At 68.2% G+C, this 21,410-nt stretch carries 20 protein-coding genes; 9 read left to right on the top strand and 11 right to left on the bottom strand.

All coding sequences use genetic code 11. The features are described from left to right. Positions 1 to 163 precede the first annotated feature (163 nt). Entirely contained in the window at positions 164 to 3,142 is a 2,979-nt protein-coding gene (locus tag N0B51_RS11840; RefSeq protein WP_259962575.1) for a TonB-dependent receptor domain-containing protein, read from the top strand. Positions 3,143 to 3,223: 81 nt separating this feature from the next. Here the strand turns inward: N0B51_RS11840 and N0B51_RS11845 are convergent, their stop codons facing one another. Both N0B51_RS11845 and N0B51_RS11850 read right to left on the bottom strand, forming a co-directional pair. Continuing rightward, the gene (locus N0B51_RS11845) at positions 3,224 to 4,888 is read right to left on the bottom strand and encodes a tetratricopeptide repeat protein (protein WP_259962576.1); all 1,665 of its coding nucleotides are present in this window, start codon (positions 4,886 to 4,888) and stop codon (positions 3,224 to 3,226) included. Between the two features lie 8 nt (positions 4,889 to 4,896). Further along, on the bottom strand, positions 4,897 to 5,634 hold the full coding sequence (locus N0B51_RS11850; RefSeq protein ID WP_259962577.1) for a 2OG-Fe(II) oxygenase: 738 nt from the start codon (positions 5,632 to 5,634) through the stop codon (positions 4,897 to 4,899). A 150-nt stretch (positions 5,635 to 5,784) separates the two neighbouring features. Here N0B51_RS11850 and N0B51_RS11855 point away from each other — a divergent pair, with 150 nt between their 5' ends. From N0B51_RS11855 to N0B51_RS11875, 5 genes are all read left to right on the top strand, one after another. Then, positions 5,785 to 6,957, top strand: coding sequence for an acetyl-CoA C-acetyltransferase (locus N0B51_RS11855; protein WP_259962578.1), 1,173 nt, complete (start codon positions 5,785 to 5,787; stop codon positions 6,955 to 6,957). A gap of 122 nt (positions 6,958 to 7,079) precedes the next feature. Then, entirely contained in the window at positions 7,080 to 7,862 is a 783-nt protein-coding gene (locus N0B51_RS11860; protein WP_259962579.1) for an SDR family NAD(P)-dependent oxidoreductase, read from the top strand. A gap of 161 nt (positions 7,863 to 8,023) precedes the next feature. Next, positions 8,024 to 8,896, top strand: a complete 873-nt coding sequence (locus N0B51_RS11865; RefSeq protein WP_259962580.1) for a crotonase/enoyl-CoA hydratase family protein — start codon at positions 8,024 to 8,026, stop codon at positions 8,894 to 8,896. Positions 8,897 to 8,909: 13 nt separating this feature from the next. Then, complete coding sequence (gene mtnP, locus N0B51_RS11870; RefSeq protein WP_259962581.1) at positions 8,910 to 9,779, top strand: S-methyl-5'-thioadenosine phosphorylase; 870 nt, start codon at positions 8,910 to 8,912, stop codon at positions 9,777 to 9,779. A gap of 59 nt (positions 9,780 to 9,838) precedes the next feature. Continuing rightward, positions 9,839 to 10,327, top strand: coding sequence for a MarR family winged helix-turn-helix transcriptional regulator (locus tag N0B51_RS11875; protein ID WP_259962582.1), 489 nt, complete (start codon positions 9,839 to 9,841; stop codon positions 10,325 to 10,327). 23 nt (positions 10,328 to 10,350) lie between these two features. On the opposite strand, the gene N0B51_RS11880 is transcribed toward N0B51_RS11875, so the two are convergent. The 7 genes from N0B51_RS11880 to N0B51_RS11910 form a co-directional block, all read right to left on the bottom strand. Beyond that, positions 10,351 to 11,355 carry a type II secretion system F family protein gene (locus N0B51_RS11880; protein ID WP_259962583.1) on the bottom strand — a complete coding sequence of 335 codons (1,005 nt, stop codon included), beginning with the start codon at positions 11,353 to 11,355 and terminating at the stop codon, positions 10,351 to 10,353. 10 nt (positions 11,356 to 11,365) lie between these two features. Next, positions 11,366 to 12,337 carry a type II secretion system F family protein gene (locus N0B51_RS11885; protein ID WP_259962584.1) on the bottom strand — a complete coding sequence of 324 codons (972 nt, stop codon included), beginning with the start codon at positions 12,335 to 12,337 and terminating at the stop codon, positions 11,366 to 11,368. A 50-nt stretch (positions 12,338 to 12,387) separates the two neighbouring features. Then, on the bottom strand, positions 12,388 to 13,668 hold the full coding sequence (locus N0B51_RS11890) for a pilus assembly protein CpaE (protein WP_259962585.1): 1,281 nt from the start codon (positions 13,666 to 13,668) through the stop codon (positions 12,388 to 12,390). 4 nt (positions 13,669 to 13,672) lie between these two features. Next, positions 13,673 to 14,317, bottom strand: coding sequence for a CpaD family pilus assembly protein (locus tag N0B51_RS11895; protein ID WP_259962586.1), 645 nt, complete (start codon positions 14,315 to 14,317; stop codon positions 13,673 to 13,675). Positions 14,318 to 14,331: 14 nt separating this feature from the next. Then, the gene (locus N0B51_RS11900; protein ID WP_259962587.1) at positions 14,332 to 15,888 is read right to left on the bottom strand and encodes a type II and III secretion system protein family protein; all 1,557 of its coding nucleotides are present in this window, start codon (positions 15,886 to 15,888) and stop codon (positions 14,332 to 14,334) included. Positions 15,889 to 15,956: 68 nt separating this feature from the next. After that, complete coding sequence (gene cpaB / locus N0B51_RS11905; protein WP_259962588.1) at positions 15,957 to 17,054, bottom strand: Flp pilus assembly protein CpaB; 1,098 nt, start codon at positions 17,052 to 17,054, stop codon at positions 15,957 to 15,959. A gap of 91 nt (positions 17,055 to 17,145) precedes the next feature. After that, the gene (locus N0B51_RS11910) at positions 17,146 to 17,631 is read right to left on the bottom strand and encodes an A24 family peptidase (protein WP_259962589.1); all 486 of its coding nucleotides are present in this window, start codon (positions 17,629 to 17,631) and stop codon (positions 17,146 to 17,148) included. 81 nt (positions 17,632 to 17,712) lie between these two features. Between N0B51_RS11910 and N0B51_RS11915 the strand changes: the two genes are divergently transcribed. Genes N0B51_RS11915 through N0B51_RS11925 form a run of 3 tightly spaced genes read left to right on the top strand, consistent with a single transcriptional unit; the run spans position 17,713 to position 20,011 of the window. Next, entirely contained in the window at positions 17,713 to 18,678 is a 966-nt protein-coding gene (locus N0B51_RS11915; RefSeq protein WP_259962619.1) for an alpha/beta hydrolase, read from the top strand. After that, the gene (locus N0B51_RS11920) at positions 18,675 to 19,790 is read left to right on the top strand and encodes an NAD(P)/FAD-dependent oxidoreductase (RefSeq protein WP_259962590.1); all 1,116 of its coding nucleotides are present in this window, start codon (positions 18,675 to 18,677) and stop codon (positions 19,788 to 19,790) included. Before N0B51_RS11915 ends, N0B51_RS11920 begins: the two co-directional genes overlap by 4 nt. Before the next feature lie 44 nt (positions 19,791 to 19,834). Further along, positions 19,835 to 20,011: a YegP family protein gene (locus tag N0B51_RS11925; RefSeq protein ID WP_259962591.1), complete on the top strand. Its 177-nt coding sequence runs from the start codon at positions 19,835 to 19,837 to the stop codon at positions 20,009 to 20,011. Here N0B51_RS11925 and rnhA read toward each other — a convergent pair. Then, on the bottom strand, positions 20,008 to 20,451 hold the full coding sequence (rnhA, locus tag N0B51_RS11930; RefSeq protein ID WP_259962620.1) for a ribonuclease HI: 444 nt from the start codon (positions 20,449 to 20,451) through the stop codon (positions 20,008 to 20,010). The genes N0B51_RS11925 and rnhA overlap by 4 nt on opposite strands. Then, positions 20,451 to 21,407 carry a homoserine kinase gene (thrB, locus tag N0B51_RS11935; RefSeq protein WP_259962592.1) on the bottom strand — a complete coding sequence of 319 codons (957 nt, stop codon included), beginning with the start codon at positions 21,405 to 21,407 and terminating at the stop codon, positions 20,451 to 20,453. The genes rnhA and thrB overlap by 1 nt, the downstream gene beginning before the upstream one ends. Positions 21,408 to 21,410 lie beyond the last annotated feature (3 nt).

Genomic DNA, 21,410 nt, shown 5'->3' on the forward strand with positions numbered 1-21,410 from the left:
AAGCTCTAACTTTGGATGACATGGCTCGGCCGGCCGTTTCGCCTAGCGGAAGGGTCGGACCCGGTCTTCGGAGGGGGAGGGGTCCAAGAACCCCAGGCGCCCCGGGGCGCCCGGAGTCAGGTCTAACTCCTTGAGCCATTCATTTCACGATGGGACTTCAATCATGAGCGCCAAGTTTAGCAAGGCGTACCTGCTCGCGGGTACGGTACTTATGTCGGCTGTCGCTGCCCCTGCATTCGCGCAGGAAGACGCGCAGTCCGCCTCGATCGCGTCGGGCGAATTCACCGGCGGCGAGAACACGGGCGGCGCGATCGTCGTCACCGGTTCGCGCATTCAGCGCAAGGACCTCACCTCGACCAGCCCCGTCGCTGTCGTCCAGGCCGAGGAATTCGAGCTGAGCGGCGCCGTCAACGTCGAACAGGTGATCAACACGCTGCCGCAGGTCCTCCCTGGGGTGACCGGCTTCTCGAACAACCCCGGCAACGGCGCTGTGACGCTGAACCTGCGCAACCTGGGTTCGACCCGCACGCTGGTGCTGGTGAACGGCCGCCGCTGGATGTTCTACGATACCAACCAGGTGGTCGACCTCAACACCATCCCGCAGTTCCTGATCTCGGGCGTGGACGTCGTCACCGGCGGCGCATCGGCCGTTTACGGTTCGGACGCGGTCGCCGGCGTGGTCAACTTCCGCCTGCGCGAAGTCGACGGGATCGAGATGGGCGCGACCTATTCGCTGACCGAGCGCGGCGACGGCGCCCGCTATTCGGCGAACGTCGCGGTCGGTTCGGACTTTGCCGACAACCGCGGCAACGTGACGCTGTTCGCCAACTACACCCGCCGCAAGCCCGTGTTCCAGGGCGCGCGCGACTTTTCGAAGACCGCGGCCGGTGACGGTTGCATCGTTCCCGGCAGCACCAACCCGGCGACCGAAATCGGGACGCCGTTCCCGTCGGGCATCACCGTCAGCACCTGCGCCTCGCGCGGCGGTGAAGTGGGCTTCGTTCCGCAGGGTTCGGCGACCGGGCCGATCGGCACCATTACCCTCGGCACCAGTTCGTTCATCTTCAATCCGACCGGCGGCGGCGTCCGTCCGTTCCAGGATCCGGCCGACCTCTACAACTTCGCCCCGGCCAACTATCTGCAGCTGCCGCAGGAACGCTACCTGATCGGTGCCTACGGCGGCTACGAGATCACCGACGGGATCGAGTTCTACAGCGAACTCAGCTACGTCAACAACCGGGTCGCGCAGGAACTCGCCCCGACGCCCACGGGCGTGACGGCGAACCTGCAGATTGCCAGCCCGTTCTTCGATGCCGCAACCCGCACCCGGCTCCAGCAGCAGGACGCGGCGGAATCGAACGTGGCCACCCGCGGCGACGGCTATGCGACCACTCCGGTGCAGTACCGTTTCCTGTCGGCGGGCGCTCGTAACCAGGAAGCGACCCGTCAGGCCTTCCGGGTCCTGGGCGGCTTCCGCGGTGCGATCACGCCGGCGATCAATTACGATCTGTTCTACTCGTACGCCCGTACGAGCAACACCCAGATCCAGCGTGGCAACGTTTCGCGCAGCCGGTACATCAACGCCCTGCAGACCAGCTTCTCGAGCACCGGCGCACTGCAGTGCATGGATGCCAGCGCGCGGGCGGCCGGGTGCGTGCCGATCAACGTGTTCGGGTCGGGCCTCGCCGATCCGGCCGCGGTTCGCTACGTCCAGGTCAATTCGACCAACCTCGAGCAGTCGGACCTGCAGAACATCGTGGCCTCGATTTCGGGCTCGCTGTTCAACCTGGGCCTCGGCGCCGACGACGTCGGGTTCGCCTTCGGCGGCGAATACCGGAAGATGAGCTCGCGCTACATCCCCGACACGTTCCTCGCTTCGGGCGACGTTCTCGGCTTCAACGCGGGTCAGCCGACCGGTGGCGCGTACGACGTGAAGGAAGCCTTCGCCGAGCTGCGCGTTCCGGTCATCGAGGACAACGTGATCCACAGCCTGTCGCTCAACGGCGCGGCGCGTTACTCCGACTACTCGCTGGCGGCTGTCGGCGGCAACTGGACCTACACGGGCGGCGTCGATTTCGCGCCGATCCGCGACATCCGCTTCCGGGCACAGTACGCCCGCGCGGTGCGCGCACCGAACGTGCAGGACCTGTTCGGCGGCCAGTCGACCGGCTTCCCGGCGGCGACCGACCCCTGCTCGGATCGTGGCAGCGCTGCGACCCGTACGCAGACGCTGCGTGACCTGTGCATCGCCAACGGGGTTCCCGCGGCAAACGTCTTCACCCGCGCGGTGCAGCCGAACTCGCAGATCCAGGGCTTCTTCGGCGGCAACCCGAACGTGCGCCAGGAAACGTCGGACACCTACACCGCCGGCGTGGTCTTCTCGCCGACCTTCATCCCGCGCCTGAACATCACGGCCGACTACTTCGACATCAAGGTCGAGGATACCATCGGCACGCGGTATGGCGGCCTGGCGACCGCGCTGTCGCTGTGCTTCAACACGGTGCAGAACCTCGCCAGCCCGATCTGCCAGCCGTTCATCGGCAAGCGCGGCGCCACCGGTGCGCTTGGCGAGACGGCCGGCGGGCAGAACCCGATCTTCATCCAGGACAACGTCGGTTTCCTCGAGACCAGCGGCGTCGACGTGCAGGTCGACTACAACCTGCCGGTCGGTCCGGGACGGGTGAGCTTCTTCTACCTCGGGACCTATCTCGACAAGTACCGGAGCACCCCGATCGCGGTCCTTCCCGAGCGCGAGAACATCGGCGAGGGAACCTTCGGCCTGCCCAAGTACCGCCACACCTCGCGCCTGACCTATTCGCAGGGTCCGGTGCAGGTGTCCGGTCGCTGGCGCTTCGAGGGCAAGACGCAGGACGGCCGCATCAACAACGTCTTCAACGGCCTGACCCGGATCGGCACCGATCCGGCCCTGCTGCCGAAGCCGTATCTCGGTGCAATCAGCTACTTCGACCTGTCCTTCGGCGCCGATGTGAACGAGAACCTCTCGTTCACCGCGGGCGTCAACAACCTGCTCGACAAGCAGCCGCCGGTCCTCGGTGCGGCGGCGGAGCAGGCCAATACCCTGCCGAGCTACTACGATGTCCTCGGTCGCGACTTCTTCGTGTCGGCGAAGCTGAAGTTCTAATCAGCTAGTCAGCGAAGGAAAGGGGGCGGCGGTTCACAGGAACCGCCGCCCTTTTTTCGTCCGCGGGATTGGGGGAGCGGCTTACGCGGTCACGTCGAAGGCGACGGTCATGCGCCGCCCTGTGCCAATCGGCCTCGTGCCGTGAAACAGGGTGCTGGGAAACAGCACGCAGGTTCCTTCGCGCGGGCGAACGACCGCAAGCGGACCGAGGTCGATCCCCAGCGACGGCGGCGGCCGGCCAAGCTCCAGCCAGCCGGGCCGTTCGGGCTCGTCGACTTCGGCGGGAACCGAAAAATACGCTGCCGAGGAGATCACGCCAAGCGGGTGGACGTGGGCCGCGTGATGGCCTTCTCCCTGAAGCAGGATCGACCAGCTTCCGGTGATCTTCCAGGGCGCATCGCGAAAGGCCAGCAGGGGATGGCGCGCATCGGCCGGCGGCAATCCCGACCGATACGTTTCGAGTGCCGACAGGATCGCGCGCTCGATCAGCGCGATTTCCGGTTCGGCGCGCGCGAACAGGGCCCCGCGCGTCTGGCTGCCGTCCTTGACCGATTGCCCGATCGGCCGCGCCGAGCGCGCATGAATCCGGTCGAGGAGGTCGCGCACCCGGTCGTGCCCGGGAAGCGCGAGCGGCACGGTCCGGATCAGTCCGTCCTGACCGTGCAGCCAACGATGGCGGGCATCGCCCGTTGCGCGCCAGCACAGATCCCGCAGCGCCCAGGCCGCCACGTTGCCCAGATCAGCCTCGGCCACCGGACCGAGCAGAGTCTCGGCCGCTTCCGGCCGGCCCAGCCGCAAGAGATTGCGCGTGCGTTCCACGGCCCATTCGGGGGACGGCGGTTCGTTCGCAGTCGAGAACGCCGCCTCGGCCCGCTCGGCCGCGCCGCTCTCACCCAGGGCCACCGCCTCTGCCAGCGCCAGGCGCGCGTCGCCGGGCCATTTCCCGCGCGCGACAGCCAGGACTTCGGCTGCGCGTGCCGGGCGGTCTATCCCTGAAAGGGTGTCGGCCCAGGCGAGATGGACGTCGGGCGAGGCGGCCCGGTCCGCTGCTTGCGCGAAATGGTCGTCGAAGCGGTCCCCTTCGCCCGCGGCCCATCGCAGCGATGCAAGCAGGCCCAGGGCTTCGGGCCATCCCGGTTGCCCTTCGACGAGCAATTCCGCCACCGTGCGCGCTTCGGACGGCAGGCCCGCTTCGTGCAGGGCGTAGGCGTAGTCGCGGACGAGGTACGGGTCGCCGGGATTGCGCGCGAGGGCGCGCTCGTAATCCTCCACGGCGCGCGCTTCGCCCCGCTCGAGCGACACGCGCGCGCGCCCCTTCAACGCGTCCGGATCGGCCCCGTCGATCGTGATCGCGCGCGCAAAGCTGTTTCCGGCCTCTGGCAGTCGACCGGCCTGCTGCTCGGCGTTTGCACGCAGGGTCCAATAGCTCGCGTCCCTGCCGAGATCGCGCTCGCGCGTGCGCAGAAGCGCGATCGCCTCCTCGACCCGGCCCAGGCCCTGAAGCGTGATGGCCGCGTTCTTTGCCGCTTCGTGCAGCCGGGGATCGATCGCCAGCGCGCGCTCGAACATCTCCAGCGCGCGCTGCGCACGCCCGGCCTCCGCGTGGAAATTGCCCGCGCTGTTGAACAGCCGGGGATCGCCGGGAAATCGTTTCAGGGCTTCTTCGAACGCGATGCTGGCGCCGGCATCGTCGCCATTCGCCGCAAGGGCTGCAGCGCGCGATGCAAGGACGGCGGCCTCCGTCACGGGCCCGGTCAGCGGTCGAGCAGCCAGCCGCTGATCGCCAGGCGGGTGGCCGGGGCGAACGGGGGGACGAAGGTGACCGAATGGGCTTGAGGCACGCGAAACAGGTTCAGCGAATTGAATCGCGGCCTGAAGCCTTCGACAATGTCCCCGTCGGCATCGAAGAAGACGAGGTATCCGCCCCAGTCGGTGAACCACTCGTCGGGCGCGAAATTGAGGACGTAGGCGACCCGCCGCCCTTCTCCCGAATGTTCGTCGAGGTGGCTGGTCAGGAAGTGGCCGGGCGCAAACAGGCTGGCGTGGGCATCGGCCTTCCTGATCTCGGGGATGCCGGTGAGCGTGCGCAGCGGATCGAGGAAATCGGGTGCGTTGAGGTATTCGAGCAGGATGTCGTGCGGGCCACCGGGCCGCCACTGGCCGAGGTAGGCGTCGACCAGCGAATAACGGGCATGGACGAACGAGAAGCGCCCCTCGCTTGCCGCGCGATGCGCGTCCCGCACGCGATCGCCGATTTTCTGGCGGACGGCTTCTTGCTGTAGTTCCTCGGCCCGGACCTGCTCGGGCTGGTCCGCATCGCCGGCCTGGATCGACAGGCCCCACGGGGTGCCGTCGCGCAGCAGGCGCCGAATTTCCTCGGCCGCTTCGGGCACCAGGAAATCGCGGACCTGGGTCCGGCCCTTGCTGGAAAATTGCGCCTGGGCACTCCGCAAATCGGCGTTCGGGTTCACCGCAAACAAGGTTTTCGACATTTCGGGCGCGGCCTCTCTTCCCCGGTGTCCGAGCCCTTAGGGCAGCAGGTCGGGCGAGCGCAATACGCGGCGCTCGGACGCACCGATGCATTGCCGCCCGCGCGGCGCGCGCCTAGGACAACGAAAGCCAGTCCTGGGAGAATATGACAAATGCCTACCGCCTATATCGTCGATGCCGTACGCACTGCCGGGGGTCGCCGCGGCGGCCGTCTTTCGGGCGTCCACCCGGTCGACCTTGCCGCGATCGTCCTCGACGCTCTCGTCGAGCGCACCGGGATCGATCCCGCGAAGGTCGACGACGTCGTGATGGGCTGCGTCACCCAGGCCGGCGAGCAAGCGATGCAGGTGGGCCGCATGGCGGTGCTGGCGAGCAAGCGGCTGCCGCAATCGTGCCCGGCGGTGACCATCGACCGCCAGTGCGGGTCGAGCCAGCAGGCGATCCAGTTCGCCGCGCAGGCGGTCATGAGCGGAACGCAGGACGCGGTGATCGCCGCGGGCGTCGAGAGCATGACCCGCGTGCCGATGGGCACCAACGCGACCTTCCACATGAAGGAGGGCATGGGCCACTACAAGTCGCCCCGGCTCGAGGAAGAGTTCCCCGGCGTCATGTTCTCGCAGTTCGCCGGCGCGCAGATGATCGCCGACAAGTACGACATGACCAAGGAAGCGATCGACCGCTTCGCGCTGGCGAGCCACCAGAAGGCGGCTGCCGCGACGCGGGCGGGGGCCTTCGAACGCGAGATCGTGCCGGTCACCGTCGAGACGCCCGAGGGCCCGGTCGAGCACACCGTCGACGAGGGCATCCGCTTCGACGCCACGCTGGAAAGCATCGCCTCGGTCAAGCTGCTGCAGGAAGGCGGCAAGCTCACCGCGGCGAGCGCGAGCCAGATCTGCGACGGGTCGAGCGCCGCTTTGATCGTTTCCGAAACCGCGCTCAAGGACCTCGGCCTGACCCCCCGTGCGCGGATTCACACGCTCACCGTGACCGCGGGCGACCCGGTGATCATGCTCGAGGAACCGCTGTTCGCGACCGACAAGGCGCTGCAGCGCGCGGGGCTTAAGATCGGCGACATCGACCTTTACGAAGTGAACGAGGCCTTCGCGCCGGTGCCGATGGCGTGGCTTGAGCACACCGGCGCCGACCCGGACAGGCTCAACGTCAACGGCGGGGCGATCGCGCTCGGCCATCCGCTGGGTGCGAGCGGCACCAAGCTGATGGCGACGCTGCTCAACGCGCTGCACGCGCGCGGGCTCAAGTACGGCCTGCAGACGATGTGCGAGGGCGGCGGAATCGCCAACGTGACGATCATCGAAGCGGTCTGACGGCCGCGCGCACCGACCCGCGATAGCCGGTTGCAATCCGGGACTTGTCGCGTCATGCCCGGTGCGGAACCGCGCCGGCCTGAAATCGCGCCGGGGTGCACGCACATGGGAGTAGGAACAGCATGAAAGTCGACAGCAACACCGCAGCCGTGGTCACCGGCGGGGCATCGGGTCTCGGCGCGGCCACCGCGCGCGCGCTCGCGGCAAAGGGCGCGAAAGTCGCGATCTTCGACCTGCAGGAAGAGAAAGGCAAGGCCGTTGCCGAAGAGATCGGCGGCGTGTTCTGCGAGGTCAACGTGACCGACGACGCGTCCGTTGACGCGGGCTTCGCCAGGGCGCGCGAAGCGCACGGGCAGGAGCGCATCCTGGTCAACTGCGCGGGCACCGGCAACGCAATCAAGACCGCCAGCCGTTCGAAGGAAGACGGCAGCATCAGGCACTTCCCGCTCGAGGCGTTCAACTGGATCATCCAGATCAACCTCGTCGGCACCTTCCGCTGCATCGCCAAGTCGGCCGCCGGGATGCTGACGCTCGACCCGATGGACGACGGCGAGCGCGGCGCGATCGTCAACACCGCGTCGGTCGCCGCGGAGGACGGCCAGATCGGCCAGGCCGCCTATTCCGCCTCGAAGGGCGGGGTGGTCGGCATGACGCTGCCGATCGCGCGTGACCTGATGGGCGAGGGCATCCGGGTGAACACGATCCTTCCCGGCATCTTCGACACCCCGCTGATGAACGCCGCGCCGCCGCAGGTGAAGGAAGCGCTCGCCGCCTCGGTGCCGTTCCCCAAGCGGCTTGGCCGGTCCGAGGAATACGCGATGCTCGCGATGTGCATGATCGAGAACGGGTACTTCAACGGCGAGGACGTGCGCCTCGACGGTGCGATCCGGATGGCTCCGCGCTGATGGACTTTCCCACACGGCCGGGCCCGCGCCAGGCCGGTGTCGATGACGAATCCGGGCGCCTTCCTTCCTGCATTTGAAGGCGGGGCGGAGGGCGCCTGTTTTTTTGGTCCAGGACTGTCTGACATGTGTGACAGGGCCCGGGCGAACGGAGAGATGCGACCATGACCGGCTACACCCAGATCAGCTACGACGTGCAGGGGCCGGTGGCGCTGGTCACGCTCGACCGGCCGGAAAAGATGAACGCCTTCACCCGCACGATGATGGCCGAGATCATCGATGCGATGGACGCGGCCGACGGCGACGACCGGGTCCGCGCGGTGATCTTCACCGGCAGCGGCGACCGGGCGTTCTGTGCCGGGGCCGACCTGACGCCGGAGGGCGGCGGGCACGTGTTCTCCGACCCCAACCCGGTCGAGGACCTGTCGGACGAGCGCGTGCGCGACGGCGGCGGGCGGCTGACGCTGCGCCTGTTCAATGCGAAGAAGCCGCTCATTTCGGCGTGCAACGGGGTGGCGGTCGGCGTGGGCGCGACGATGCAGTTGCCGATGGACATGCGGCTGTGCGCGGACACCGCGCGCTTCGGCTTCGTCTTCGCGCGGCGCGGGATCACGCCCGAAGCCGCGTCAAGCTGGTTCCTGCCGCGCCTCGTCGGCATGCAGACCGCACTCGAATGGTGCATGACCGGGCGGATCTTCGACGCCGGGGAAGCGCTGGCGAAGGGCCTCGTGCGCTCGATCCACCCGCAGCAGGACCTGCTCGGAGCCGCGCTCGGCCTCGCGCACGAGATCGCCGAAAACACCTCGGCGGTGTCGGTCGCAATGACCCGCGCGATGCTCTGGCGGCTCTCGGCCGCCGAGCACCCGATGGTGGCGCACCGGGTCGACAGCCGGGCGATCTACCGCCTCAGCCGCGGCGCCGACGCGCGCGAAGGCGTCGCGAGCTTCCTCGAGAAGCGGCCGCCCAATTACCCCGATACCGTCAGCGCCGAGATGCCGGATTTCTATCCCTGGTGGGACGAGCCGGGATACGAATGATCGCGGCCGTTCGATGACCTGGCACATCGGCGTGATCGGCGGCTCCGGGCTGCACGAAGGGCTCGCGCTCGACGAAGCGCAGTCGATCCCCGTGCGCTCGCCGTTCGGCGAGCCGTCGGGGCCGGTGACGACCGGTCTCATCGGCGGCGTGCGGTTCAGTTTCCTCGCGCGGCACGGCGCGGGGCACGTCCTGCCGCCGGCGGCGGTAAACTACCGCGCGAACATCGACGTCCTGAAGCGCACCGGCGTCACCGACGTCGTCGCGCTTTCGGCGATCGGGTCGCTGCGCGAGGATCTGGCACCGGGCGGGTTCGTTGCGGTCGACCAGTTCATCGACCGCACCGCGGGGCGCGCCCGCAGCTTCTTCGGCGAAGGGATGGTGGCGCACGTCAGCCTCGCCGATCCGACCTGTGCGCGGCTGTCGGCCCTTGTCGCCGACGCGGCGGAGAGCGCCGGCGCCCCCGTTCGCCGCGGCGGGTGCTACGTCGCGATCGACGGTCCGCAATTCTCGACCCGCGCCGAGAGTGCCCTGTACCGTGCCTGGGGCGGGGACGTGATCGGCATGACCGGAATGCCCGAGGCGCGCCTCGCGCGCGAAGCCGAGCTGCCCTACGCGTTGCTCGGCATGGTCACCGATTACGATTGCTGGCGCGAGGGCGAAGCAGTCGGGGCAGCGGAGGTCTTCGCCGTGATGAAGGCGAACGCCGCGCTCGCGCGCGAAGCGATGGCCGGGCTCGCGCGCGTGCTGCCCGCCCAGCGGACCGCCGCGCCGGCCGACACTGCGCTCGACGGCGCGTTCGCGACCGCGCCGGGCCAGCGCGACGGGCGGTTGCTCGCGATGCTCGATGGGGTCGCCGGCCGGGTCCTGCGAAAGCAGGAATAGGGCTGCGTGGAGCGCGACTTGCTTGCCCTCGCAGGCGGTTTCGATAGAAACTTGTCCGCATGACCGAAAACGCGAACAGCACCCGCCTCGCCGATTTCCTTCCGTACCTGCTCTCGGTGACCTCGAACGCGGTGTCGAGCCGGGTCGCCGAGGCCTATCGCGCGGCCTTCGGTCTGCGCATCGCCGAGTGGCGGGTCATGGCGGTGCTGGGAGACGCGGGCGCACTAACCCAGCGGGACCTGACCGAAGCCACGCTGATGGACAAGGTCGCGGTCAACCGTGCGTGCAAGGAACTCGAGGACCGCGGCCTCGCCGCGCGCACGGCCAACGAGCGCGACGGACGCTCGCACCACCTGGAACTGACCGGCGACGGGCGCGCGATGCATGCGCGCATCATGCCGCTCGCGCTCGAGATGGAAGCGCGGATGTTCGAAGGCTTCACGGCCGAGGAGCGGCAGATATTCCGGGCGTTGCTGGCGCGGCTGCGCGCCGCGGCGGGCGATTTCGATCCCGAGGGTGTGGAGGGCGGGGTCGGTTACGGCTCCTAGGAACCTGCCGACCCCGCATCCGGTTACGATCGGCCGGGCTTCGCGGCGAAGGCGTCGCTGATCGAGCAGGCCGCCGGACCGAGAATGACGACGAACAGCGTCGGCAGGATGAACAAAATCAGCGGCACGGTCATGATCGCGGGCAGGCGCGCGGCCTTTTCTTCCGCGCGCATCATGCGCTCGTTGCGGAACTCTGCCGACAGCACGCGCAGCGCCGAAGCGAGCGGGGTGCCGTAGCGTTCGGTCTGCACCATCGTCGTCACCACGCCCTTGATGCTGTCGAGGTTGACCCGATAGGCGAGGTTGTCGAACGCCATCTTGCGCTCGGTCAGGAACGACAGCTCGATCGCGGTGAGGGCGAACTCGTCGCCAAGCTCCGGATAGGCCCGGCCGAGTTCCTTGGCGACGCGGTTGAACGCGGCGTCGACCGTCAGGCCGGCTTCCGCGCAGATGACCAGCAGGTCGAGCGCGTCGGGCAGGCCCTTGCGCACCGCGTCGGTGCGCTTGCCGGCCTTGTTCTTGAGGTAGATCTCGGGCGCCTTGTACCCGAAGCCGACCGCGGCGGTGAGGCCGAGGAGCTTCTTCATGCTGCCCCATTCGGGCATCATGTTCATCACGTAGAGCGACAGGAACGCGACGAGACCGAACGCGATCGGCAGGACCATGCGCGCGCCGATCACGTAAACGGCGAGTTCCTTGTTGCGGTAACCCGCCCACGCCAGCTTCTGCTGGATCGTTTCGATCTGGCTCTGCTGGAGAACCTTCATGTTCGCCAGCGCTTCCTTGACCCGGTCGGTCTGGTCGGTCCGGCGAACCAGGCTGGTCCGCTTTCGCGCGTTGGTCTTGACGATGCCCGCCTTCAGTTCCTCGCGCCGGGCGTTGAGCGCCTTGACGCGCTTCGCCATCGGGTCCTTGACGGTGACCGCGGCGTAGATCGCCATCATCATCGCCAGGGCGGCGACCGCGGCGAGCAGCGTACCGACGAGGATGACGTCGAAACCGAGAAGAGTGGGTCCTGAAGGGGTCATGTCTACCTGCTCAGATTTCGAAGCTGACCATCTTGGCCATGATGAAGACGCCGATGCCCATCCAGACCATCCCGCCCAGTCCCGCGACGATCAGGCGATCGTCGGAAAAGAAGCCCGCGAGGTAGCTCGGATTGATCCACCAGATCATGAAGAACACGATGAAGGGCAGCGAGCCGACGATGTAGGCCGAAGCCTTCGATTCGGAGCTCATCGCCTTGATCTTGAGCTTCATCTGGCCGCGCTTGCGCAGCACGTCGGCAAGGTTGGACAGCGTTTCGGCAAGGTTGCCGCCGGTTTCGCGCTGGATCGCCAGGGTGATGCAAAAAAAGCTGAATTCGGCGATGCCGAGCCGGTCGGCGGTGACCTGGAGCGATTCCTCCATCGTGCGTCCGACCTTGATCCGGTCGACGATGCCCTTGAACTCGATCCCCACCGGGCCCTCGATCTCGGTCGCCACCACCGCGAGCGTCTCGGTGACGGGAAGACCCGAACGCAGGCCGCGCACGAGCAGCTCGATCGCGTCGGGAAACTTGGCGTTGAACTGGTTCGTGCGTCGCTTGATGAAGAAATTGACGACCAGGTGCGGGACGCCCGCTCCGGCGAACAGGCCGACGCCCAGGCTCAGCAGCGCGGCTCCCGACTTGAGGTACATGATCACCATCACCACGACCCCCACGCCGAGCGAGGCGTAGAGGTAGTTGGTCAGGGTCCAGCCCTTGCCGGTCCGGTCTAGCCGGACGGCCAGCGCCTCGAGCCGCGAGCCCGACCCGGCGACCTTGAAGGTCTTGGGCTTGCGGGCGGCGATCGCCTTCTTGAGTTGCGATTCGACCTTGGTGTCGGTGCTTTCGGAATGGCGATAGCGCACCGCCTGGAGGCGGCGGTTGCCTTCCTTCGCGGCCGACGGGCCGGCGAGCGCGGAGTAGGCGAGGACCATGATGGCCATCAGCCCACCGGCGAACAGCAGTAGCTGAAGAATGCTCATCGGACCCGTCCGTCCCCCTGTCTGGTCACGTCAGTGTGTTCGGTCGTTCGTCAGGCCTCGGCGTCGACCGGGGCCTTCGATTTCTTGGCCAGCAGCGACTTGAAGTCGAAGCCGCCGAGCAGCGACTTCTTCGCCGCCTGTTCGTCGCCGGCCTGTTCCTCGTCCGAGGTGCCAATGATGCGATCGGCGAGCTGGCGGATCGTCGCGCTTGCCTTGCTTGCACGGTTGGCATCGGCAAACGTCTGGCCCAGCTTGGCGGCGTTGGCCGCGGCCTTGAGATCGTACGGGATCGTGAAGTCGATCTTGCGTTCGATCGAGGCCTCGAAATCGGCCTTGCTGATCTCGGCCACGCCGTTCTGGACCTTGTTCGCCACGATCAGCGGATGCGCGTGGGTCGCGTTGGTCTTGAGCCAGCTGAGGATGCGGATCGTGTCGCGCGCGCTCGCCAGCGTCATCTCGGTGGCCAGGACCACCACGTTGACGTCCGACAAGAGGTGCGGAAAGTTGATCAGCATGTTCCGCGGCAGGTCGATCACGGTCATCTCGAACGCGTGCCGGAACTCTTCCTCGAGCTGAACGAAGGCGCTGCCGTCGGTCATCAGCGGCGAGTTGATCGGCGCTTCGGCCGACAGGATCGCGAGATTGTCGTTCGCGCGGATCATCGCCCGTTCGATGAACAGCCCGTCGATGCGGCTCGGGTTGTCGATCGCGTCGGTGAGGCCCCGGCCCGGCTCGAGATCGAGCGCCAGCGCGCCGGTCCCGAAGTGGACGTCGAGGTCGAGCAGCGCGGTCGGCAGCTTGTGGTCGGCCGAGAACATCCACGCTAGCGACGTCGCCAGGGTGGAGGCCCCGACTCCGCCACGGGTCCCGACAACCGCGGTCGAGATGTGCCGCTTCACCGCATCCGGGTCATTCGCCTTGGGGGCCGAGAACACCGCCTGGGCCTGCGTCAGCGAATCGCGCAGCTGGCTCGCCGACAGCGGCTTGAGCAGGTAATCGTGAATGCCGCTCGCGAGCAGGTCGCGATAGAGGCGCACGTCGTTCACCTGACCGACCGCGACGACCACCGTGCCGGGTTCGCAGACCTCGGCCAGGGCGTTGATGTCGTTGAGCGGATCGCCGCTTTCCGACAGGTCGACCATCAGGATGTTCGGGCTCGCCGAGACCGAGAGCGACTGCACCGCGTTGCGCAGGCCGCCCTTGGCGCACTTCTCGGGCTGCCAGCCCATCTCGATGACGACCGGCCGAAGCGTGTCGAGCGCCGTCTCGTCGCAGATGAATGCGGCGAACGGATCGCGGCCTCCGGGGCCGGGTTTCCATGGGGCGTTCATAGTCTTACTTCCCTCCGCCTGTGCTGGTCGCCTTGAGTTCGCCTTCGCCCGTCGGGGCTTTCTTGCGATAGGTCTCGATCGCCTTGGTCGAGCTCATGATGACGGTTTCGCCCGTGCCAGCCTGGCCGGCGATCAGGTCTTCCGGATTGGCGACCATCGCGGCGAGGTTGCCGTTGATCGCGCAGCCGTATCCGGGCGCGGTGGCGTTGGCGTAGTTCGCGTCGCTCTTGCGATCCCAGTTCGGGCAATTCGGCACCGAAGCGGTCGAGCGGGTGATGACCACGCGGGTCGTGCCGGGCTGCACATAGCCCGCGGTCACCGGTGCGCCGTCGGCGAGCAGGATTCCATGGCGCGCGGCAATCGCCGCCACCGCCGCCTTGGTCGCGCCGCCGCCCACGGGATCCTCGATCGAGACCCGGTCGCCGTAGCGCAGGTTCATCGCATCGAACCATCCGGCCAGCCGCTGCTGTTCGGGGATCGACAGCCCGTCGTAGCTGCTCGCCACGTCGAGTGTGTAGGTCGTCCGCTCGATCACCGGCTGGCGCACGCTGTTGAGGCTGGCGTTGTCCCAGGCCGGACCGCTGCAGGCGGCGGTCGAGAGGCCAAGGCTGAGGGCGAGAGCGCCCGCGATATGGCGTTTGATGGTCATCACTCTCACCTTCTTCACTGGATGCTGAAGCCGGGCGCGGGCGCGTCGGCGTCGTTCTTGGCGGTGCGGCGTTTCTTGCGCTTGCTCGACCCGCTGGGCGCGACGGCATCAGGCAGCGCCTGGGAAATGCCGGGCGCGACCGGGTTCTGGCCCTGGACGGTCGTCGGACCCGGGCGCGCGGCGCCGGTGACGCCCGCGTTGTCCTGCATCCCGAACAGGCGGGTGGCCTCGTCGGCAGCCCGGAACCCGTCGGTCGGCAGCTTGATGTCGCGCTCGTTGACCGGCTGGACCAGGTACGGCGTGACGACGATCACCAGCTCCGTCTCGCCCTTGCGGAACGAGGTCGAACGGAACAGGTTACCGAGGATCGGCACGTCGCCGAGGCCCGGGGTCTTGTCGATCGAGTTCTGCGCGTTGTTGCTCATCAGGCCGGCGATCATGAAGCTCTGGCCGGAGCCGAGCTCGATCGTCGTTTCCGCCCGGCGGATCGTCAGCGCGGGGATCTGGAAGCCGTTGATGGTGACGGCGCCCTGGCTCGACAGTTCCGAAACCTCGGGCCGCACGCGCAGGCTGATGCGCCCGTTCGCCAGCACCGTGGGGGTGTAGGCAAGGCTGACGCCGTACTTGCGGTACTCGATCGAGGTCGAGCCGAGGCCCTGGCTGATCGGGATCGGGAATTCGCCGCCGGCAAGGAAGTCGGCGGTTTCACCCGACAGGGCGGTCAGGTTGGGCTGGGACAGCGTGCTGATCAGGCCCACGCGCTCGGCAAGGTCGAACGCGCTGGCGATGTCGAGGCCGAACAGCTTGCCGAACCCGGCCAGGGTCGACCCGCTGCCGTTGCCCTTGACCAGGCTGCCGTTCGGCGGGGCGGAGGTGAACCCGACGCCCAGTCCGGCCGGGCTGCCCGGCGTGTAGGTGGTGGTCGCCCCGCGGCCGGTCGTCACGCCGAACTTGAACCCGCCCGTCGAATCGACAGTCTGAAGGTTCGCGCCGATCTCGCGGACGAGCGAGCGGCTGACTTCGGCGAAGCGCACCTGCAGGTTGACCTGCAGCGGCGTGGCGGTCTTGAGCCGTGTGATGACGTTGGCGTCCTCGCCGACGAAGGCCTGTACCAGGCGCTCGGCCTCGGCGGCGTCCTCGGGCGCGGCAACGGTGCCGGTCAGCAGGAAGGTGTTGGTCCCCATCGTCGCGACGTTGACCTGCGCCTCGGGCATCGCCAGCGCCAGCATCTGGTCGACGCTGTCGATGTTCGAACCCACGCGAACGTTGGCCGACCAGATAACCGCGCCGGCCTTGTTGCTGGCGTAGACGGTGGTCACCCCGCCGGACTTGCCGAACAGGTAGAGCTGGCGTTCCGACTTGATCTGGACGTCGGCGACGTTGTCGTTGGCGATGAACACGTCGGACATGGTGTCCGGAATGTTGATCAGTTCGCCGCGTCCGATCGACAGGTTGATGTCGCGGGTGGGCGAGATCACGTTCTGGGCGGCCGCGGGCAGCGCGCCGATCCCGGCGAGCGGGCCAGCAGCGAGGCCGGCGAGCAGCAGCGTGGCAGTCAGTCGGCGTTTCATTGTCGTGCCCCTCGAATGGCTCGGTTTGGTGCCGGAAATGCGGTTCTCGTTGCGTGCGGCGGTGTCCATCACGGCACCATCAGCACGGCGGGCGTGGCAGCGCCGATGGTGCGGCCGGCGGAATCGACGCCCGCCGAGACACCCTCGAGCACCTGCCCGTTCTTGGAGATGGTGACGGTGGTGGTCGCCTTTCCGCGGGTCACCGTGACGCTCGAACGCGGCGCCTGCGGCGGGGCGTAGGCGCGGGGCGCCTCGCCCGGGCCGCCGGGCATCTGCGTTGCCGGCGGCGCGGCAGGCAGGGTCCGGCGCTGGAAGCGCGAGACGTCGCCGCCGGTCTGATAGGTGGTTGCACCATCAGTCGGCCGGTTCAGTGCGGCGCGGAGGATCTTCTCCTCTTCCTGCGGCGTGGCCCCGTCGGGGATCTTGACGTCGCCCTGGGCGATCGCGCGCTCGAGTTCGGACTGGCTGTCGGCGATGGAGCGGAGCGAAAGGCTCAGCGTGCCGATCGTCTGCGCGACCGAAACCTGCTCGGCGATCTTGGGGGTCACCTCGAGGGTGACGGTGCGGAACTGCTTGACGACAGTTTTGCCCTCGATGGTCTCCTGCGTGGTGTCCTGGTCGGTCGCCAGCACGCGAAGGTTACGAAGGATGGTTTCCGACGCCTTCAGGTCGCCCGCGCCGTTGCCTTCGGCCTTGACGGTCTGGGTCAGAACGAGGTCGACGCGGTCGCCCGGAAAGACGAAGCCGCCGACGCCGGTCTTGGCCGACACCGGCACGGTCACGGCGCGCATGCCGGGGCCGAGTGCCGCTGCCAGGAAGCCGCGGTCGCCGGGCTTGACCAGCGAGCCCTGGGTCACCGGTTCACCCGCCGTGATCGGGAAGCGGACCACCGTGCCGAGCAGTTTCGAGACGTCCGATTCGCCGTCGATGAAGTAGGCGTCCTTGACCAGCTCCTTGGGCCACGGCTGGAAGCCGATCGCGTCCGCGGTGATGATCGTGCCGGTCGGCAGCACGCGCTGGGCGACGAGGACCTTGGGTCCTTGCGGCACGGGCGCGGCCTCGGCCTGCGGGGCGGACGCCCCGGCGAACATGCTCCGCGCCATCATGGCGGTCACGACGGCGATCACCAGAGCGCCCACCAGTAGCAGCAGCTTCTTCCTGTCCATGGCTCTCAAAGCCCCCTCAAAACGCTCGCCCGATCCCACGGGCGGGAATGGTGCCGTGGTTAAGCGGCGAACGGTTAAAATCAGGTATCATTCAGGCCAGCGCGGCCTGTGCGGCGGGAAAATAGTGGACCCCGAGCACCCACAGCCCGGCCGCGGCGATCGCCACCCCGTAGGGGATCGCCAGCTTGTCGCGCTGGCGGCGGGCGATGTGCCATGCGCCCATGACCAGCGTCAGCAGGCCGCCCAGGAGCGCCATCATGACCAGCAGCTTGAGAAACCAGGTCGGCTCGATCCACAGCGCGAGCGCGGTCAGCAGCTTGACGTCGCCGCCGCCCATCCACTTCATCGCGAACATGGCCGCGAAAACGGCAAACGCCGCCAGGCCCACGCCCAGTTGCAGCGCGACCCCGGGCCACAGGTCCAGCCCGCTCGCCCACCAGTAGAGGGGCGCGGCGAGCGCGATCCCGGCGTTGAGCCAGTTGTCGATCTGGCGCCGCCGCCAATCGGTGAACGCGGCCACGACCAGCGCGATTGCAAGGGCCACGAGCAGCCCGTAGTGCAGATAGTCGGCCAGCATTGAACGTACCCCCACGGTCCCCTTTGCCGTGGTGCTAGCGGGCAGTGCTTACCAAACAGTAACCAAAGCCGGAGCGGGATCATTAGCGACGCACGGGAAGCTGCCGGAAACCCTGACCGGCGCCGCGCGATCCCGTCCGCCGCGCGCGAGGATCGCTGGACGGCGCCCGACGGCCATGCGGTCCGGCGGATCGACTGGCCGGCACCCGACGGACGGGTGCGCGGGGCCATCCTGTTTCTCGGCGGCAGGGGCGATTTCTACGAAAAATACCTCGAAGCCTTCGCCGACTGGCGGGACCGCGGCTGGCAGGTCACCGCGCTCGACTGGCGCGGGCAGGCCGGGTCGGGCCGGCTGGGCAGCGACGCGGTGACCGGGCACATCGGGGATTTCGCGCAGTGGACGCATGACCTCGCGGGGTTCTGGCGGGCGTGGGCAGCCGAAGTGCCGGTACCCCATGTCATCGTGGCACACTCGATGGGCGCCCATCTCGCGTTGCGTGGGTCGGCCGAAGGGCTCATCGCGCCCGATGCACTGGTCCTCGTCGCGCCGATGCTCGGCATCGGGCGGCTGCCGCCCGTGGTGATGCATACCGTCGCGCGCGCGATGGTGCGGCTGGGCGACCCGCGCCGCCCCGCGTGGCGGTGGAGCGAGAAGCCCGGTGAGCCGCCCGCATCGCGCGGCGCGCTGCTGACGCACGATGCGGATCGCTATGCGGACGAGCTGTGGTGGCGCGGCGAACGTCCCGAACTGGTCATGGGGCCCGGAAGCTGGGGCTGGGTCGAGCGCGCCTATGCCTCGATGCGCGCGCTGTCGGCGCCGGGCTTGCTGGAAAAGGTCACGCTGCCGGTCCTGATCCTGGCGACGTCCGCGGACAGGCTCGTCGCGTACCCGGCGATTGCCGCAGCCGCCCGGCGCCTGCCGAACGCCGAGCTCGTGACCTTCGGCAGAGAGGCAAGCCACGAGATCCTGCGCGAAGCCGATCCCGTGCGCGACCGCGCGCTCGCCGCGATCGACCGGTTCCTCGACGAAACGGTCCCGGCGCGATGACCGAACGCTGCGCGATCGCCGTCGTCGGGGCGGGCATGGCGGGAGCGAGCCTCGCATCGGAACTCGCGGCGCTGGGCGCAGGGCCGGTCGTCGTGCTCGAGGCGGAGGACCGCCCGGGCTACCACACGACGGGCCGATCGGCGGCGTTCTGGGAAGAATGCTACGGCGGCCCCGACGTCGTGCCGCTGACGCTGGCCTCCGGCCGCTGGCTGCGCGATCACGGCTTCCTCGACCCGCGCGGCGCGCTCTATGTCGGGCAGGCCGAGCACGAGGGCGCACTCGACGCGTTCATGGAGACTTTCGCCGGTACCGGGGTGACCATCGAGCGTCTGGGCCGCAACCGGCTCGCCGAGCACCTGCCCGGCGTGCGCGCCGCCTATACCGGCGCGGTCTGGGAACCGGCCTGCGCCGACATCGACGTCGCGGGCCTCCACCAGCACTACCTGGCGGCTGCGAAGCGTGGCGGGGTGGAGCTTCGCACCCGCTGGCGCGTGGTTTCGGCGGAGCGCACCGGCGACGGCTGGCGGCTCGTGAACGAGCGCGGGGACGCGCTCGTCTGCGACGTCGTCGCGAATGCTGCGGGCGCCTGGGCGGATACCTTCGCCGAGCTGGCGGGAGCCCGCCCGCTCGGCATCCAGCCGCTGCGCCGCACCGTTGCGCAGCTTCGCACCGATCCGCAGCCGCCGGCCGACCTGCCGCTCGTCCTCGACATCGAGGGGCGGTTCTATTTCAAGCCCGAGAGCGGGCGGCTCTGGCTCAGCCCGCACGACGAGGAACCGTCGCCCCCGTGCGATGCCGCGCCCGAGGAACTGGCGGTCGCCGAGGCCATCGACCGGTTCGAGCGGGTGGTCGACTGGCGGGTCGAGGCGGTCGAGCGCAAGTGGGCAGGGCTGCGCAGCTTCGCGCCCGATCGATTGCCGGTCTATGGTTACGACCCGGATGCGCGGGGCCTGTTCTGGTTCGCGGGGCAAGGCGGCTTCGGCATCCAGACCGCCCCTGCCGCGGCGCGTCTGGGGGCCCAGCTGCTGCTCTTGAAGGCGCGCGACGCGATGACCGAAGCCCTCGACGCCCGGCTCTACGACCCCGCCCGCTTCGACTCGACAGGTGCTTGAGAATAGTTAGTCTGGCGCCACCTCAAGCGACGGGAGTGGGGCGAATGGCGCACAAGTTCGAGATCTACAAGGACAAGGCCGGCGAGTACCGGGTCCGCTTCAAGTACAACTCGGAAACGATGTTCTCGACCGAGGGCTACTCGAGCAAGGCAAGCGCGCAGAACGCCATCAATTCGATCAAGAAGAACGGACCCGACGCGCCGATCGAGGACAACAGCTAGGCGTTCGCCGCGATCGCTTCGGCCGCCGCGCAGGCGAGCGCATCGGCGCGCTCGTTCTCGGGGTGGCCGTCGTGACCCCTGACCCAGATCCAGTCCACCCGGTGCGGCTTTGCCGCGGCAATCAGCTCGTGCCACAGGTCAGCGTTGCGGACGGGCTGCTTGCTGGCATTCTTCCAGCCGTTTCGCTGCCAGCCGTGGACCCACTTGGTGATCCCGTCGAGAACGTACTTGCTGTCCGAATGAAGCGCGATCTCGCACGGTTCGATCAGCGCCTCGAGCGCCTTGATCGCGGCGGTCAGCTCCATGCGGTTGTTGGTCGTGTCGCGCTCGCCGCCCGACATCTCCTTCTCGTGGCGGCCCATGCGCAGGATCGCCCCCCAGCCGCCGGGGCCGGGGTTTCCCTTGCACGCCCCGTCGGTGAAAATCTCGACTCTTTTCATCATTCGAAGGCCGTTTGCCCCGCACTTTCATAGAAATGCAAGCGGCGCACGAAGGCCATCGGGTCCTTGCGTGTCACAAGTGCGTCCGCCGGAGTGGCGATCCAGTCCTCGGTGCGGCTGGCGACGAAACGCAGGCACGCGCCCTGTGCCAGCAGCGGCAGGGCGGCGCGTTCTTCCGCGGCGAGGGGCCGGACCGACTGGTAGCCCTCGACCAGCGCGGTTCCGATTTCCGGGGCATGGCGCTCGCCGGCGAGGTCGAATGCCCAGGCGGCGTGGGTTACCGCGAGATCGTAGGCCATCGCCTCGGTGCAGGCGAAATAGAAGTCGATCATGCCCGTCACCCGGTCGCCCAGCATGAGGACGTTGTCGGGAAACAGGTCGGTGTGGCAGATCGCTTCCGGCAGGTCCCTGGGCCAATCATTGGCCAGCTGCCCGGCGATGCGCGCAGCCTCCGGGAGAGCCGGATCGATTGCTGCAAGGGCGTCATCGCCGCAGCCCGCCAGCGCCCGGGCACTATGCGAGATGTCGAGCGCGTTCGCGCGCGCGGGGATGAAGTCCGCCGCCGCGAGATGGGTCTTCGCCAGCGCCGCGCCGACCGCGCGGGCCTGTTCGGGGGTTGGATGGTCCACCGAGACGCCGGGAAGAAACTCGATCAGCGCGACCGCCTTGCCGTTGACGTGACGGAAAGCGGCTCCCCCGCGATCGTGAATCGTGCGCGGGACCGGACAACCGCGCTCCGACAGGTGGTCGAGCAGTCCGAGGAAGAAGGGCAAGTCGCTCGTCTCGATTCGCCGCTCGTACATCGTGAGGATGAACCGGCCGGCGGTCGTCTCGACCAGCCAGTTCGAGTTGGAGACGCCCTCGGCGATGCCCTTGGCAGAGACCAGCTCGCCCACGTCGTATGCGGCGATCAGCGCGGCGAGATCCTCGGCGGCGAGGTGGGTGTAGACCGCCATGCG

Source organism: Tsuneonella litorea (assembly GCF_025154015.1).
Taxonomy (GTDB): Bacteria; Pseudomonadota; Alphaproteobacteria; order Sphingomonadales; family Sphingomonadaceae; genus Tsuneonella; species Tsuneonella litorea.